This is a genomic window from uncultured Alistipes sp. (assembly GCF_963931675.1).
Lineage (GTDB): Bacteria > Bacteroidota > Bacteroidia > Bacteroidales > Rikenellaceae > Alistipes.
On the sequence record NZ_OZ007039.1, the window covers coordinates 2640992 to 2657321 of the forward strand.

The window sequence follows — 16330 nt, forward strand, 5'->3', positions numbered from 1 at the left end:
AGCAATCACTATGCAATACGCGAAACTTGAAAACGGATATTTGATCCCGGCCCCCGGCGAGGTACGGCAGGGCGGGATGGTCATCATGAACCCAGGGCCGGAAATCCTCGGCCCGCTCGGATACAAGCCCGTGGAATATGCGGAGCGCCCGGAAGTCTCGACCCCGGGCAACGAACTTCGAGAGGCCTACACCGACGAAGGCGATCGCATCACGGTGACATGGGAGGAATTCTCCCCGGAACCGGCGCCGGAACCCTCATACGAGGAGCAGGTCGTCACCTTGATCCGCGAACGCTACTCGACCGATGACGAACTGGCAATCCTCCGCCAGCGGGAGACGAAACCGGAGGAGTTCAAAGCCTACGACGACTATTGCGAGGCGTGCAAAGCGAATGTGAAACAGAAACTCGGCATCGTATGAAACGAATCTTCGATAAGATCGTCGGCTGGTTGAACAGCATCCCGGCCGACAAGTACAGGCACTTCGCCGTAGGAACGGCCGTTGCGGCGGTTGTCCTGCTGGCTGTGGCGTTGTTCGTTCCCAAATGGCTGGCGCTGGCAGCGTCGGTCGTCACCGTAGCCGTGGCGGCTGTCGGCAAGGAGAAGGCCGACGCCAAGGCGGATCCCTGCGATATTGTGGCCACTCTCTGCGGAGGCGCCGTCGTGTGGATAACGTATTTAATCGGATAAAGATATGGAAGTGGATGCCGGACAAATTACGAGCGTAGCGAAAGGAATCAGTGATTTAGGAATGATGGCCGTGACGGCAGGAGTGTTTCTCCTGCTGTCTATGGGGCTGATGATTTCGTGCTTCGTATGGTTCAAATCGCTAATCAATGGTATCATAAACGACAACAGAGGCGCGATGCAGGAGTTGTTGGATGAAACTCGCGCGCAGAATGAGAAGTTGACAGATATATCGGAGGGACTTCGCCCTGAAACCCAGTTGCGAATCAAGAACACTGCCAATGTGTTCTTCGATCTGGCTGTCGAGAAGGTGTGCCGAATCATTAAGAAGGTTCGGGAGGAGAATCATATTGTCGACCACGAAGCGACAGCGGCAAAGATCAGAACGCTTTTGCACAACATCCACGAAGATCGGAATACGCGATTCGAAAGCTATACCTATCGAGGTCGGAAACTGTCCGAATATACGGATATCGCATGGGTTGAGAAGGTCGCCTCTGTTGTCGAGGATGAGATCTACAATTCGGCCGGGCCAAATAACGGGCGGGCATACACGAATGTGAAGGCCGCCTATGACGATATTAAACTCGATTTCTATAAAAGACTGAACCGTTAAACAAAATAAAGCTATGACAAGGACAACGAAGAAGATTATGATTATCGCGGCCGCCGCGGTGGCGCTGGTTATCGTGTTCAACCTGTTGCCGAACGGCATCCGCATCGCCTCGACGATCTCTGCAGGCGTCGGATTTGTGGCCGGAATCGTCGCCAAAGTGTGGTATGACCACGAAACACAAAAGAAGGAGATCGAGGTATGAAAATACTCCTGGATAACGGACACGGCGAGGATACGCCCGGCAAGTGCTCGCCCGTTTGGCCGGACGGGTCACGCCTGCGCGAGTATGAGTTTGCCCGGGACATCGTGCGCCGGATCTTCGATCGGCTGCACGCCCGAGGTGTCGTGGCGGAGATCATCGTCCCCGAGCGCCGGGATGTGCCGCTGTACGTGAGGGCCAACCGGGTGAACGGCATCTGCGACGTCGCCGGGAAGTCGAACTGCCTGCTGGTGTCGGTCCATGCCAACGCCGGAGGCGGTACCGGCTGGGAGGCCCACACCTATCTGGGCGATTCGATGTCGGACCGCTATTCGGCCATTTTCTACGAGAAGGCCGAGGAGGCGTTCGGCAGGGAGTGGAAGATCCGGAAGGGAAGCGCCGATCCCGCGGATCCCGATTGGGACAGCAACTTCGCGATCCTGCGCGACACGAAGTGCCCGGCGGTGCTGACCGAGAACTTCTTCATGGACACGGAGCGCGACTGCCTGTTCCTGCTCTCGGAGGAGGGCCGCGAGCGGATCGCCGCGATGCACGTCGATGCGATCATGGCCTGCATCGACTATCACCAAACCCAAAGCTGACATGAGACGGATCTACTACAACAACAGACTGGCAAAGATGCTTCTCGCAAAGAACTTCGACACCTCGATGCTCTTCGGGACGATCTGCACGAAGCACGCCGAGGCGGATCCGCTCTCCGAGCGGGTGAAGCGCCACGAGAGCATTCATTGCGAGCAGTACTGGGAGATGACGGTGGCGGCGTTCCTCGTGGCCGTGGTGCTGCAGATCGTGTTCGGCGGCGGCTGGTGGTTCGTGGCCGTGCCGTTCGTCTACTACGCGATCTACTTCCTGGAGGCGGCGATCACCTGGGCGATACGCCTCTGCACCCACGGATGGCGGGAGGCGTTCGACCGGGCCTATACGAACTCGATGTTCGAACAGGAGGCCCGGGACTGGGAGAGCGTCCCGGGTTATGTCGAATCGAGGCCGTTGTGGGCTGTCCTGCATTACTTCGGACGGATATGAGCCGCTGGGTAACAACTGCGATTGCTTTGGCCGCCACCTTCCTCGGAGGGTGGTGGCTGGGACAGCGCATGGTCCGGCCAGAGGTCGTCGAGCGGGTGCGGGTCGATACGGTGTTCTACGAACGGCCGAAGCCGTTCGCGGTGACGGAGCGCCCGGTGGCGGTGAATGTGCCGCGGATGCTGTTCGCTCCGTCCGACACGGTGGAGCGGACAATCGTCGTCGGCGACAGTGTCCAGATAACGGTCACGGAGCGCACGCTGGAGTACCGAGACTCGACCTATTACGCCCGGGTTGTCGGGCCGGTCGTGGGGCCGCTTGGGCCCCGGCTCGACTACTTCGAGACCTACAACAAGACGGTCGAGCGGGTGCAGCTCGTCCGCGAACCTTACGCCTGGGAGCTGGGCCCCGCACTGGGGACCTGGATGACCACGGACGGCTGTGGGGTGTGGGCTGGCGCCTACGCCCGGCGAACATTCGGTCGATTCAGCGTGTCGGCCTCGGCGGGATACGATCCCCGCAAAAAAAGCGCCTTCGGCCAGATCGAGGCCCGCATGGCGCTGTGGAGACGGTAACGCTCCAATTCGGAAATACTCCTTTCTAACATTTGGAATCCGGCAGGATTCATCGGGGATCCCCCGTGTTGTGTCATCTCTGTAATATCTCTGCGTGCATGTTTGTTCATAAATTTGCATTTTTATGAAAAAAGATGTATATTTGCAAGCAGATAAATTTAGCTTAAACTAAACCATTGTGGATGAAGCTGTCTTTTCTCGAGTTAAATTTGATCTTGTTAATAATGTAGAATACACTTTCTATAAACTGATGATTGATGGAGAATGTCCATTGGATAATTTTCTCCAAGAGGTAGAGGCTGACCTTGATTGTTCTGCCAATTTAAATCGCATCATAGCAATGATGGATATGTTTAGTAAGCATATTATGCTTCCGCAAACAAAATTTAGGCAGATAAAAGGTATGAATAGGAGTGATTTGTTTGAATTTAAATGTAATAATCTCCGGGTTTATGTCGTTTTGTGTGCCCCTGATGTTTTTGTAGTTTGTGGAGGCTTTAAGCGAAATCAGGAAAAGGATATAAAGCGACTTAAGCGGCAATTAAGAGATTTTGATGTTAGTAAATTATGATATTATGACACGCGCTGAATTATTGAGATCGCCAGAGTATTGGATTACCAAAGTGCAAATTGGGTTGTTTAGTTGCGCGGAGATGTTTATGAAGAAGACGAAAAAGAATAGGTCGCAATTGGCCCAACATTTGGGAGTCTCTAAAGGATATGTTTCTCAAGTATTAAATGGCGATTACGACCATAGGCTGTCTAAATTTATGGAGTTGTCGTTAGCGTTTGGCTATGTACCTCGTATTGAGTTTATCCCTATAGAACAGGTCTTAGAAGAGGATAGTCATTCATATGTTGGCACAACAATAGTGGAAGATAGTCTTGCTCTGGCTCATTATAATAATGCTATGAGCGATGCATATGAAATTTGTAAGCAAGTAGCTTAAGCCATATGATAGCGTTTAGAATGAATAAAATTACTATTGAGCAATTCGCGATATTGTCGACTGAACTGCAAAATAGTGGACCGATAAATTTAGAGTCTAATGTGAAGTTCTCGGCCTCAATAGAGACTCGGAATGTAGCGGTAAGAATGAGATTTACTTTTTCTCAATCAAACTCTCCTTTGTTAGTCCTTGAACTTGTTTGTTATTTTGAATTGGAAGAGGCAAGTTGGAAATCTTTGTATAAGGGAGGTGAGATTATTTTTCCGAAAGATTTCTTAGCGCATATGGCTGTACATACAGTGGGAACAGCTCGAGGTATTCTTTTTTGCAAAACCGAGAATACTCCTTTAAATTCATTGATATTGCCGCCATTAAATGTAGCGGATATGATAACAGAGGATTTTGTTATAAAAAAGGATAATTGAAAATAGGAGATGGTAATCTACCATCTCCTATTTTTTTGGTAATGATGCCAAAAGTGGTTGGTGTCGTATTGGATCAAATGACCAGAATTGTACGATTCTGGTCATTTGCGTTTCTTAATAATTCCATCATTGCTGTTCAGGAAAAGATACCACTTTACAAAGTCCTTAAAATGTTGTTCCGAGAGTCCACGATGGATTCTTAAATTATCCTTCAAGTGACCGAAGAACGACTCAATAGAATTTGAAGATTTAGGTACATTAGGGTATCGCGTGTATGAAAACAGATCGGGTATGGCACGCTTGATATGCGAGACACTTCGATGCAGCATCTTATGCGTAAACCACCATCTTCCCGACAGCTCATCTACGGTTTTTTCATTGATAAATGGTTCGTGTCGCCGATACCAGTCAATAAAAGCCCGTATCCATAACTGTGCCTCATCATGTGTTTGTACTCCATTTAACAAGTGCACCAGTTCGAGGAGTTCCTGTGCCGCTACGGTCTGTGGTTTGCGTGTAATCCACGTCTCTATCTCTCGCGCTACATGTACCGTACAACGCTGCAAGATCGCCTCCGGACACACTTCCCGCACCGCTTTTATGATATTGGGAGATCCATCACAGGTGACACTCTCAATTTGAATGCCGACATCGCGTATAGCCGTTAGGTCTGCTTTCAAATCCCGCAGCGTTTCACTCCTGGTTATGCGATAGAGGAGGGTCATCTTGATGTTGTGATCCCGATATACAACCAGACAAATCTTATTTGAGAAGTAGGTGCCGTCGATCAGAAGATTTACCTTCTCGCGTCGCTGTATCTGCCATAAAGGGCACTGGGGCAAGAGCCGATAGAAGTATCTTTTTAGGGTGCGTTCGCTGTATCCGCTCTCACTCGCAAGGTCACAAATACGCTGTTTACCGCGAACCCAACGCGCGAACCATATAAACTTGTTTTTATCGGAAATCCAGTCTCGACGATCCGTAAAATAGCTGCCACAATTCTTACAATAATAGCGGCTGCAACCGCTACGAGTACCCCATTTTATTGTCTCTAAAAAGCCACAATGAGGACAGCGTATTTTTCGTTTTTTTGACATAAAAATAGAGATTAGTAGAAACCCGTTTCTACTAATCTCTATTTTATCCTTATAACTACCAAATATTATGTCGGTTACATTTTATACCACCAACCACTTTTGGCATCATTACCATTTTTTTTGGATATAGTCAAGCACCGCCCGGTTTGCCCGGTCGACCTTCGTCCAGTCGTAGGAGATGTAGAACTTCCCGGCGATCGAGGTATCGACGTGGCCCAGCCCCTTGCTGATCTCCTTCTCCGAGATCCCGAGTTTGTCGGCCAGCGTCGCCCAGGTGTAGCGCGCCCAGTAGAAGGTCAGCCCCTCGATGTTCAACTCTTGGGCTATTGCGCGAATCGCTTTCTGGATCCGGTTGTTGAAGGTCTGGTAGGTCGCAGACTCCTCGGCGAAGCGGAGAACGTGATCCGTGCCGGCGTAGCGGGCGATGATCTCTGCAGCTTCCGGCTGGACGAGGATTGACACCGGGTTGATGTTCTTGCCCGAAGTTTTCGTTCGCACGAAGTGGGCACGGCCGTCGCGCAGCCGGTCGAGGTGGAACAGATCCACCAGGTTCATGCCGCACATGTAGAACGACAGCAGGAAGAGATCCCGCGCCGTCCGGCGGAAAGGGTATGGCGTCTCGTAGGCGATCAGTCGTTGGAGTTGCTCCTCCGTGAGCGCCTCCTTGTCTTTGTTGGCGGAGGCGATTTTGAATTTCCGGAAAGGATAGTATTCCAGTCCGATCAGATCCTCGTTGATGGCGCTGTTGAAGACGGCGCGAAGGTTTCGGAAGTGGATGGCTCTGGTGTTGATCCCGGCACCTTGTTTTTCGAGGTGCGCATCGAAAGCCTTCAGCCAGATGACGTTCACCTTCTCGAAAGTGATCTCCTTGCTGTCGAACGCTCGGATTGCTTTCAAGGTGTAGCGGTATACCTCGCGGCTTTTCTCGGTTCGACGAGATTCGGCGTAACGGCTGAAATAGGCGGTGAGACTCTCCTTGTCGGATCCTTTATGGCTTGACGTAAGCAACTTTTTGATCTCTGACACACTCTTCCCGGCCAGTCTCCCGTCAATATCCAGTTCGCGGAGCGAATTTGAGTATTTAAAGAACAGCGCTTCGATGCTCTCGTTGATCGCACGGGCATTCGGGCACTTCGGGACGACGGCCTTGTGTATTTCGCCGTTCCAGTGTTCGGGCAGCACGTTGATGCCGGTTCCGATGGTTGTAACTTTCCCTTTCGAAGAGAGGAGGAACTGGATAGGGAAGAGCCCGCGAGCGTTAGCCCGCCTGCGGTCGAGTTTTAAGGATATTGTAGCCATTTTGTGCAAGTTTTTTGCAAGTGGGACGGTCGTCACAATGCGATTCAATGCCGCCGCAATGCGTTATAAAGGTGGTTAATTTGGATAAGAAAAACAAGATATGGCGAAAATAAAAGCACTTACAGGATTGTAAGTGCTTGATTTTCATTTAGTCGGGGTAACAGGATTCGAACCTGTGACCCCCTGCTCCCAAAGCGTAATTTGCCGATTTTTGTCGGTTTTTGTCTGTTTTTCTTCTGTTTTGTAAATAGCTGTATTTCAGTTGTAAATATAGCTATTTTATTTCATTCTGTTTTTGTTTATTTCGCTGGAATTTGTAATTTTGTGTGCAAATTGTGTGCAAATTGTGTGCAAATCCTGGAATTTGCACACGCTAAATACCCCGTCAAATGTTCCAATATTCCAAAGATGGTATAACCGTTTCCGTCATGCTGGACACCCGCCGCACAAAGTCGGATGGAAAATGTCCCGTAAAAATCCGCGTTACCTACAAGCGGGCCCGGTGGTATTATTCCACGGGGAAAGACCTGACCCCGGAGGAGTGGGAAGCGATGCCGACGACCAGGGCCCGGGCGGTGGTATCGGTTCGCAAGGACATCGAAAGCAGCTATCAGATCGTGCGGTCTGCCGTCGAGGAACTGGCCGCCTCGGGCGGTTTCTCGCTGGATGCTCTCAACACCCGGCTGAAAGGAGCTGCCACGGATACGGTAAACACGGCATTCCGGGCTCGGATGGAGGCATTGAGAAAAGCCCAGCAGGTCGGCAATATGCTGATTTACGACAACGTGCTCAAAGGGCTGGAGCGGTTTGCGGGGCCTCGTATTCGTTTCGAATCCATTACGGTCTCCTGGTTGGAGAAATATGCGCTGTTCCTACGAAAGGAGGGCAAGGCGCAGACCACAATAGCCATTCATCTGCGGACGCTTCGGGCAATCCTCAACATAGCCAAGCAGCAGGGAGTTATCCGCGAGGCGCAATATCCGTTCGGTCGGGGGCCGGGGCGATATTGCATCCAGGCCGGAACGGGTCGCAAAATGGCCCTTACATTGGAGCAGATCGGGCAGATTGCCCGCTACGATGACGGACGGCAGACAACGGCACGCTATCGGGATTACTGGCTGTTCCTCTATCTGTGCAACGGAATCAATGTGGCCGACTTCGTGCGGCTGCGGTATCGGGATATTGTCAACGGGGAGATCTGTTTCATCCGGTCAAAGACCGAACACACGCTCCGCACGCTGCGCGATATTCGGGTAGTGCTGACCCCTCCGATGCAGGAGATCATTGACCGCTGGGGCAATCCGAAACGACCGGATGCCTTCATCTTTCCGATACTGACGGGCCGGGAGGATGCCATGATGACCAAGAACCGGACCAAGGATCTGACGCACTCGATCAACAAGCGGATGAAGGAGGTGGGCGAACAGCTCGGCATCGGGCCGATCTCGACCTATACGGCCCGGCACTCGTTCGCCACGGTGTTGAAGCGTGCCGGGGCGAACATCGCCTATATCTCCGAATCGCTGGGGCACAGCGACCTCAAAACCACGGAGAACTACCTGGCCAGTTTCGAACGCGAGGAGCGGGAAAAGAATGCACAAATATTAACGAAATTTTAGAAGGGGTATGCAAAACGGAGAGTATCTTAATATTGCGGACTTTACCACGAAAGAACAACCTAAAAATGCGGACGATTGTGTGTTTTTTCTGAAAACCGAGATAAAATATGCTTTAGATAATATTCGTTGGTGGTTTGAGTTGCCCAATGACGAAGCCTACAAAAAGAATCCTAATTTAAGGTTTGATTTACATCGAACGGGTGAGCCGATGTTCGCTTTCCCTGGATGTATAGGGGTCGCTGTGCTGTTTTTTTCGAACACAGCGCATAGTGATCCGTTCTTGCGTGAACATAGACAAATGTATTTAGATGGTTATTTGTCTGGGTGGAATGATTTTCAGTTGTATAGTGAACGATCGGTTCGATTTGGTTCACAACCCATACAAGATCGAAAAAGGGCATTATTCGATCAGTTTGTAGAATACAGAGCAAAGCATATCGGAAAAGGCTTTCAAGCAACCTTATTGCGACAGATGGGGCATGACGCAGGATTTATGTTTGCGTTGGCGCAGGAGCTTCGTGACATAGATAAAATTATGCCGGTAAGCCAAGAGACAAAGATAAAAAAGAAGTCGGGGAGGCCTAAAAAAGAAATATCAGATGTAATCCCTGATAGCAAAAATTATAATTTAGTAATAGAGCGGATCAGAGAAGTTGTTGCAAATAGCAACTACGACAAAGCGTTGGCCGTAGCTGATGAGATTAGACGACTCCAAAAAGAAAACATAATTATAGAGGATTTAGATACGAGTGTAAAGTGTCTGCATGATTTTTTAGCTGCAGAGATACCTGATTTACCTTGTTATAGAAACGTAGTGGATAATATTCGTTTACCATAATTGGATGAATGAAAAGAGAGAGAGGATACTGTAAAGTATCCTCTCTTTTTATTGATAATCAGGTGGAATAAATACCAATAAATTATTTGGTGATAATAAATTACAAGCATCATCCGGATCTTTGTAATGCGATCGCAAAGCTTTTAGGATATTTATTAAAAAACAACTATTATGGCAGATAAAATTATTCTGACATCGAGAGAGGAACTTGAAGGCTATATCTATGCAGCCGTTCGATCTATTGTTCCGGAGTTAGCTAAATACAAAGTTCCTGCCGAAGATGCCGCCGACGCATTAACTGTCGAAGCTGCGATCTGTTTTCTCGAAGGATTGGGTTATCCTACAACGCCAAGTAATCTTTACAATTTGGCCTACTACCGAAAGATCCCGTTCAAGAAAGTTCGTAGGCGATTAGTGTTTAGTCGTAGAGAATTGTCGATTTGGGTTCAGTCTCAAACACAGGATCCAAACATTATGAAGGAAAATTCGGCTTTGCATATTGCCGAAAGTGCCAACCGTAAATAAAAAGCCTGGGATATGAATGAAAAACGAAATGCCCCCGGCCCAAATAGAAGCGCGGGAGCAAAATTTAGCGTCGAATACAAAGGTAATACATACTTGCTCAAAAAACAAGAGTATGTTGTATTTTCTGTCTTGATTAGCGGTGGCCAATGGGCGACATATAATGTTGCAGAATCTTTGAGTATCCCGGATCCACGCTCAGTTATCAGATATTTGCGCAAGAAGGGCTTAAATGTCCGGGACCGCTGGGTGCGGGAGCGAGGTATGCGCTTTAAGAGATACTGGCTGGATAAAGAGAATGTGCACATACGTCGAATGCCGGAACTTTTCGATGAGGTTGCCGGCAGAAAGGAGGCATGACATGAACAAGGATTGCTACTACTTTACGCACGACAGCAACGCCAAGGATGACCCCAAATGCGTGCTTATGATTGAACAACTCGGGATGGAGGGATACGGCATCTATTGGATGCTGGTCGAAACCCTCCGCGACCAACCCGATTACACCTATCCCGTGGCCAATATCCCCGCTTTGGCACGTCGTTACAACACCTCGGCCGAGAAGGTGCGAACGGTGGTCTACAACTATGAACTTTTCACGGTAAAAGACGACCGGATCTTCTTTTCGGAGAGCCTGAATCGCCGGATGCAAGCCTTTAACGAGAAGCGTGCAAAACGCTCGGAAGCAGGACGTTTGGGAAACGCTTCCCGGTGGGGTGCATCGCAAACGGATCGCAATGCGATTGCAATGCAATCGCAAAGCCTCGCTATTAAAGTAAAGGAAAGTAAAGTAAAAGAGAAAGAGAGTATAGAGAAAGTCGCCACGAAACGCACGGCGTTTGTGGCTCCCTCGCTCCAAGAGGTTAGCGACTATATTTCCGAAAAAGGCTATGCCGTCGACGCCCGTCAGTTCGTGGATTTCTATGAATCGAAGGGCTGGATGGTAGGCTCGAACAAAATGAAGGACTGGCGGGCCGCCGTTCGGACGTGGACCCGTCGTCAGAACCCCTCAAACACACCAAGCCATGAAACGCAACGACCGTATGAACTCCTCGACTGATATTCCCGCGCAAGGGCTGCCGGAATCCCCGGAGCTGGAGCGTGCCGTGCTGGGGGCGCTCCTCCTCGAACCGGCTTACCTGCCCGATGTGCGGAGCCTGCTGACGGGAGAGACCTTTGCCGACCCGATGAACCGTCGCATTTACGAAACGATTCTCGCTCTCGATGATCGGGGCAAGAGTGTCGACCTGGCAAGCGTTGCCTCGGCGTTACGCACCTCGACGGGCAAAGAGCCCCAGGTGTCGGTGGCTTACCTGGTCGGATTGTCGAATGACGTAGGCACGGGGGTGAACTGCGTATCCTGGGCCCGTCAGTTGAAAGACACCGAGACCCGTCGCCGGTTGGTGGTGTTCAGCTACGAACTGGCGACCCGTGCAGCTACCGATCCCGACGGGGTGCTCGATTGGGCGACGGCGGAGATATCCACGATCGGCGACCTGGCTACTTCGACCAACGACCTGCGGCCCCTGGGGGAGATCCTCCGGGAATCGCTCCAGCAGCTCGAAAGCCGGTGTCGGGCCTACGCCTCCGGGCAGCCCGTGGGGGCCTCAACGGGCCTGCGGAGTCTCGATACCTATACGGGCGGCTGGCGTGGCGGGCAGTTGGTCGTTGTGGCCGGACGTCCCGGTATGGGCAAGAGCGTCGCCGCGCTGCACTTCATGGCCAGCGCCGCCCGGCAGGGTACACCGGTTTGCTTCTTCTCACTGGAAATGCGCGATACGCAGTTGTCCGACCGGTTGCTGATCGGCCGGAGCAATGTCGACGCCAATGCCTACCGGGCCGGGAGCATCACCTCCGAGGTATGGGAAACGCTGGAACGGGTTGAGGCCGAACTCGCGGCTTTGCCGATCCATATCAGCGACCGTCCGTCCACGTCGATGACACAGATACGGGCGCAATGCCGGAGAATGTACCGCCGGGGCAAGTGTGGGATGGTCGTGATCGACTACCTGCAACTGCTCGATGGTGACGACCGCCAGCAGAGCCGCGAGCGCGAGGTAGCCAATATGTCGCGTGCGGCCAAACAACTGGCCAAGGAGCTGGATATACCGGTCATCATCCTGGCGCAGCTCTCCCGCAAGGTTGAGGAACGGCCTGACAAAACGCCGCTGCTGTCTGACCTCCGCGAATCGGGAGCCATCGAGCAGGACGCCGATATGGTGCTGTTCATCATGCGCCCGGAGTATTACGGCATTCAGAGCATCGAGACGGGCCGTTACGGTACTATCTCCTCGCACGGTGTCGGACGGTTCATCATTGCCAAACAGCGGGACGGCCGCACTGGGGAGGTTTGCTTCCGGTTCAACCGGAGTGTCACGAGCCTCACCGATTACAACGGTCCGGATGAAACCCCGGATGCCGGATCCGATCCGTTCTAACTGGTTTGTGATTTTACCGCGTGAAATTGCCCGGGTGGAATAAGTACCCATAACACGAAAGAAAATAAAGCCATGAAAGAATACACCCACAAGAAACGGGTATTATACGGTCCATTGACGGACGAGTTTGCAAAATATGGAGACATATTCGAGAAAATCGCCCACAATGAGGCCAACGGATTCAATGCCGGGCGGTGGACACCGGGATAATAGAAAGGGCAACCCCGAAGGATCACCCCTGCCACCCGAACAAAGATAGTGATTTTTTTTCGGGAACCATGACACGAAAAGCAAAGAGCCACCCCGTAACGGCCGATTATACGGTATGGACGGTCGAGTTGAACCGTGAGGAGTTGATGATTATCATCGACGGGATTCGCAACCATCGGATCAATCGGGCCAAACTGACGCTCCAGAATATGAGGGCCCGGCGGGATCGAGGCTCAAAACAGACAAAACACGTAAAAAATAACACAAGATGAAACAGGAATTTTACCCCGAATCCAGCATTCGGGAACAGATCGAAGCCGGAGGCGCTGAAGATTGGCAGATCCAGATGGGCGGATACGTCGTATCGCTCTATTACACCAAATCCCCGAAGTCGGGCATCGCCCGAATAGTTCCTTTCCGAAGGGCTGACCGGTTGTCGGTGATTGTCTATCGACGGCTGCCGGACGGCACGAAAGAGGCTATTCGGCAAATCAAGGTCCCGGCCAGGAATGCAAACCTTTGGACGGATCATCGGAACAGCCTTCGAATCGTGGCGCATGACGGTCGGATGTGCATCTTCTTCGTAACGGCTTCCGGTGGTCCGGAGTTCCTCGGCGGGAAGTGGGGCCGTATTGCGTCGGATGATCCGATTTCCGATGAAGAACGGCAACGTGGTATAACCCGGGCGACCGAGCGCTGGGTGAGCATGAAAAACGAATAACAACTAAACCCATATAGATACGTATGGCACAGGACACGATCCACAAGATTATCGAGATCACGATCAAAAATTCCGATCTGATTGAAAAGATGCGCGAATCGCAGAATGCGATTGGTGCGCTTTCCAACGAAACGAAGCAGCTCAAACAAGATCTTGAAGAGTACAGAAAGAGCCTCAAAGAGGGGAAGATCACCCAGGAGCAGTTCGACCGCATGATGGTCCAGACGAAGAATGAGATCATCAAGAACGACCAGGCCGTCGTAAAATTCAAGTCGGACCTTCGGCAATATACGCGGGAGATGCAGTCGAATATCCAGCAGGACGCTGCAAAAACCGGATCGCTGAACCAGATGCGGGCCAGCGTTCGGCTGCTGACTTCGGAGTTCGAGGCATTGAGCGCCGCGGAGCGTTCGGGGAGCCGTGGGCAGGAGCTGGTCCGGCAGATCCGGAAAACAACCGATGAAATCAACCGCCAGGAGGCTGCTATCCGCAATTATCGCTCCACCGTTGGCAACTATGCCGGGGGTATTCAAAAAGCCTTCTTGAAAATCTCCGCTGCGTGGATGGTTATTCGAGGCGTATTCAACGCATTCAAAGGCAGTATCGAGAAGATCCGCGATTTTGAGCAGGCCAATGCCAATCTCGGAACGATCATCGGGGCCAATGCCGACGAGTTGAAGCGGCTGACCGATTCCGCGCTGGAACTGGGCCGCACGACCGAATATACCGCCTCGCAAGTGACGCAGTTGCAGACGGAGCTCGCCAAACTGGGATTCGGGACGCAATCCATCGAGACGATGCAGAAACCCGTCCTGCAATTCGCTACGGCGGTCGGGGCTTCGCTTCCCGATGCGGCGGCCCTTGCCGGTGCTACGCTGCGGAGTTTCGGGCTGAATGTCAGCGACACGGAGGATGTTCTCGCCACGCTGGCCGTTGCTACAAACCGTTCGGCGTTGTCGTTCAGTTACCTCAAAACCGCGATGTCCATTGTGTCGCCCGTGGCCAATACTTTCGGATTCAGCGTGCGGGATACTGCGGCGTTGCTGGGAACGCTCGCCGATGCGGGTTTCGATGCGTCGAGTGCAGCCACCGCGACCCGCAATATCCTGCTCAACCTGGCCGATGCCAACGGCAAGTTGGCCCAATCGCTCGGGGCTCCGGTGCGCACGCTGCCCGATCTGGTTTCCGGGCTGCAGCGACTTCGGGATCGGGGTATCGACCTGGCCGAAACCCTCGAACTGACTGACAAACGGAGCGTGGCGGCCTTCAATACCTTCCTCAACGGCTCTGACAATCTGCGTCGTCTGCGTGAAAATCTGGAGGACGTAAACGGGGAGCTGGGACGAATTGCAGAAGACCGGCTCAACACCGTGGAGGGTTCGATCAAACTGCTGCAAAGCGCCTGGGAGGGTTTCGTGCTGTCGTTCTACAACAGCCGCGGAACGATCAAGTCGGTGATTGATTTCATCACCAGCGGCATCGAAGGGATCAATAACCTGCTCGATCCCGATGCGCAGAAGAACAAACAAAAAGGCTTTTTTGTTGAGGACTTGATGAGCAGATATGCGTCTGGAGGCGATGATGCGCTGAATACAAGCATTAAGGCTGGGTTGAAGTTTTGGAGCGATCGTTACGAAACTACGCGGCAGCGCTATTCCGGAAGTGGAGGTCTTTTCGGGAAGCAGGATTTCAAGATTGCCGAAACGATGTACAAGGCATTTATTGAGGCCGGGAATGAGGCGATTGACCGGGTGAAGCAGTTGAAGCAGGAGCAGGCCGACGCTGTTAAACAAGCCGAAGCGGATGCCAAAGCAAGTGCCGCCGCAGCCGCAAAGGCCCGATCCGAAGCGGCCGCCAAAGCCCAACAGGCCGATGAGAAGGCGGCCGCCGCGCAGATCAAGAATGCCCAACAGGCCGCCGACGAGGTGCTGCGCATGACCCAGCAGATGCGGGACAAGACGCGGGAAAATGAATTGCTTACCCTCAAAGAAAATCACGACAAGGATATTTCGGAGACCCGAAACCGCCTTGCAGAGATCTCCGAGTTGGAGAAGACAGCCGGAGTGCAACAGCGGCAGGCGTTGGTCATGGAGCGGGAAGCGCTGAATAAGAAGTTGCTTTTGCTGGACGAGAAATATCAGAAGGACCGGCAGGAGATTGATCAGAAATACAGCCGAAAGGAGTTGGAGAATGCCGTCAAGAGCAAGTCCGACGAGTATCGGACACGTATTTTACAGGCGCAGATAGATGCAGGTGCAGGACAGGAGGGCGAGATTGCGGCCGCGAAAGAGGTGCTATCCATCTTGAAGGAGCAGTTAGAGTATATAGAACTCAATGCGGACGCATTCAGAGATTCCGGCAAGTCCGAGGCCGATATTTTGGCTATGAGGCTCGATCTTTTGAAGCAGATCGAGAAGGTGAACGACGATATAAACCGCAAGACGCAAACAGCAATATCAGATGAGACGGCGCTTGCGTATAAAACCGCAAGTACTGCCGCGAGAGCTGCTGGATCTCTTTCGGCGATGTTTGATGCGCTGGGCGGAGAGGGTGAACGGTATGCCGAGTTTGCAAAGGCATTGGGGGTTATGCAGGTTGTGATTACGGAGGGTATCGCTATTGCGAAGGCCGTACAGGGTGGCGCAGAGTATCCTTTCCCTATCAATGTGCTTACGGTTGCTGCAAGCGTTGCGGCCATTACGGCTGCCATAGCTTCTGCCGTAAATTCGGTAAAATCCACCGAAGTGCCGAAATATGCCTCTGGTGGCCTTATCTCTGGCCCCGGCACCGGTACGTCGGACAGCATTCCGGCGATGTTGTCCAATGGTGAAGCGGTCATGACGGCTGCAGCGGTGAACGAGTGGGGCGCGATGCTCTCGGCCATGAACGTGTCCAGCGGTGGAAACGCGATCAATGTTTCCAACCTGCCCCAGCGAGGCGATGGAATGCGAGGGATGGAGCGCATGATGGAGCGCGTCATGATGAATATGCCGGCACCCGTGGTTTCGGTGGTTGACATCAACAAAGGTCAGCGGAAAGTCAAGGTGCAGGACAATATCAGCAAACTGGGACGTAAAAAGTACAAATGAC

The 16330-nt window shown here is 52.0% G+C and carries 21 protein-coding genes; 19 read left to right on the forward strand and 2 right to left on the reverse strand.

Features of this window, described 5'->3' with window-relative positions; all coding sequences use genetic code 11:
- Positions 1-10 precede the first annotated feature (10 nt).
- From ABGT65_RS11140 to ABGT65_RS11185, 10 genes are all read left to right on the forward strand, one after another.
- On the forward strand, positions 11-421 hold the full coding sequence (locus tag ABGT65_RS11140) for a hypothetical protein (protein WP_346702196.1): 411 nt from the start codon (positions 11-13) through the stop codon (positions 419-421).
- Positions 418-690, forward strand: a complete 273-nt coding sequence (locus ABGT65_RS11145; RefSeq protein WP_346702198.1) for a hypothetical protein — start codon at positions 418-420, stop codon at positions 688-690. Before ABGT65_RS11140 ends, ABGT65_RS11145 begins: the two co-directional genes overlap by 4 nt.
- Before the next feature lie 4 nt (positions 691-694).
- Positions 695-1303, forward strand: coding sequence for a hypothetical protein (locus ABGT65_RS11150; protein WP_346702200.1), 609 nt, complete (start codon positions 695-697; stop codon positions 1301-1303).
- Between the two features lie 13 nt (positions 1304-1316).
- A complete protein-coding gene (locus ABGT65_RS11155) occupies positions 1317-1505 on the forward strand; it encodes a hypothetical protein (RefSeq protein ID WP_346702202.1) in 189 nt (62 codons plus the stop codon).
- The gene (locus ABGT65_RS11160) at positions 1502-2104 is read left to right on the forward strand and encodes an N-acetylmuramoyl-L-alanine amidase (RefSeq protein ID WP_346702204.1); all 603 of its coding nucleotides are present in this window, start codon (positions 1502-1504) and stop codon (positions 2102-2104) included. The genes ABGT65_RS11155 and ABGT65_RS11160 overlap by 4 nt, the downstream gene beginning before the upstream one ends.
- Before the next feature lies 1 nt (position 2105).
- Positions 2106-2549 (forward strand): hypothetical protein, encoded by a 444-nt coding sequence (locus ABGT65_RS11165; protein WP_346702205.1) that lies wholly within the window; start codon positions 2106-2108, stop codon positions 2547-2549.
- Between the two features lie 140 nt (positions 2550-2689).
- A complete protein-coding gene (locus tag ABGT65_RS11170; RefSeq protein WP_346702207.1) occupies positions 2690-3121 on the forward strand; it encodes a DUF6808 domain-containing protein in 432 nt (143 codons plus the stop codon).
- 178 nt (positions 3122-3299) lie between these two features.
- Positions 3300-3692: a hypothetical protein gene (locus ABGT65_RS11175; protein ID WP_346702209.1), complete on the forward strand. Its 393-nt coding sequence runs from the start codon at positions 3300-3302 to the stop codon at positions 3690-3692.
- Positions 3693-3696: 4 nt separating this feature from the next.
- Positions 3697-4071: a helix-turn-helix transcriptional regulator gene (locus ABGT65_RS11180; RefSeq protein WP_346702211.1), complete on the forward strand. Its 375-nt coding sequence runs from the start codon at positions 3697-3699 to the stop codon at positions 4069-4071.
- Between the two features lie 20 nt (positions 4072-4091).
- The gene (locus tag ABGT65_RS11185) at positions 4092-4496 is read left to right on the forward strand and encodes a hypothetical protein (RefSeq protein WP_346702213.1); all 405 of its coding nucleotides are present in this window, start codon (positions 4092-4094) and stop codon (positions 4494-4496) included.
- A 101-nt stretch (positions 4497-4597) separates the two neighbouring features.
- Here the strand turns inward: ABGT65_RS11185 and ABGT65_RS11190 are convergent, their stop codons facing one another.
- Entirely contained in the window at positions 4598-5593 is a 996-nt protein-coding gene (locus tag ABGT65_RS11190; RefSeq protein WP_149873922.1) for a transposase, read from the reverse strand.
- A 108-nt stretch (positions 5594-5701) separates the two neighbouring features.
- A complete protein-coding gene (locus tag ABGT65_RS11195; protein WP_346702215.1) occupies positions 5702-6892 on the reverse strand; it encodes a site-specific integrase in 1191 nt (396 codons plus the stop codon).
- A 428-nt stretch (positions 6893-7320) separates the two neighbouring features.
- Here ABGT65_RS11195 and ABGT65_RS11200 point away from each other — a divergent pair, with 428 nt between their 5' ends.
- The 9 genes from ABGT65_RS11200 (at position 7321) to ABGT65_RS11240 (ending at position 16329) form a co-directional block, all read left to right on the forward strand.
- On the forward strand, positions 7321-8511 hold the full coding sequence (locus ABGT65_RS11200; protein WP_346702217.1) for a site-specific integrase: 1191 nt from the start codon (positions 7321-7323) through the stop codon (positions 8509-8511).
- Between the two features lie 7 nt (positions 8512-8518).
- Positions 8519-9349, forward strand: coding sequence for a hypothetical protein (locus ABGT65_RS11205; protein WP_346702219.1), 831 nt, complete (start codon positions 8519-8521; stop codon positions 9347-9349).
- Positions 9350-9520: 171 nt separating this feature from the next.
- Entirely contained in the window at positions 9521-9874 is a 354-nt protein-coding gene (locus tag ABGT65_RS11210; RefSeq protein ID WP_346702221.1) for a DNA-binding protein, read from the forward strand.
- 12 nt (positions 9875-9886) lie between these two features.
- Positions 9887-10231, forward strand: coding sequence for a hypothetical protein (locus tag ABGT65_RS11215; protein ID WP_346702223.1), 345 nt, complete (start codon positions 9887-9889; stop codon positions 10229-10231).
- A 1-nt stretch (position 10232) separates the two neighbouring features.
- The gene (locus ABGT65_RS11220; protein ID WP_346702225.1) at positions 10233-10931 is read left to right on the forward strand and encodes a DUF4373 domain-containing protein; all 699 of its coding nucleotides are present in this window, start codon (positions 10233-10235) and stop codon (positions 10929-10931) included.
- Positions 10897-12309 (forward strand): replicative DNA helicase, encoded by a 1413-nt coding sequence (gene dnaB, locus ABGT65_RS11225; RefSeq protein WP_346702227.1) that lies wholly within the window; start codon positions 10897-10899, stop codon positions 12307-12309. Before ABGT65_RS11220 ends, dnaB begins: the two co-directional genes overlap by 35 nt.
- A 278-nt stretch (positions 12310-12587) precedes the next feature.
- Positions 12588-12791, forward strand: a complete 204-nt coding sequence (locus tag ABGT65_RS11230) for a hypothetical protein (RefSeq protein ID WP_346702229.1) — start codon at positions 12588-12590, stop codon at positions 12789-12791.
- On the forward strand, positions 12788-13240 hold the full coding sequence (locus ABGT65_RS11235; protein ID WP_346702230.1) for a hypothetical protein: 453 nt from the start codon (positions 12788-12790) through the stop codon (positions 13238-13240). Before ABGT65_RS11230 ends, ABGT65_RS11235 begins: the two co-directional genes overlap by 4 nt.
- A gap of 23 nt (positions 13241-13263) precedes the next feature.
- Entirely contained in the window at positions 13264-16329 is a 3066-nt protein-coding gene (locus ABGT65_RS11240; protein ID WP_346702232.1) for a phage tail tape measure protein, read from the forward strand.
- Position 16330 lies beyond the last annotated feature (1 nt).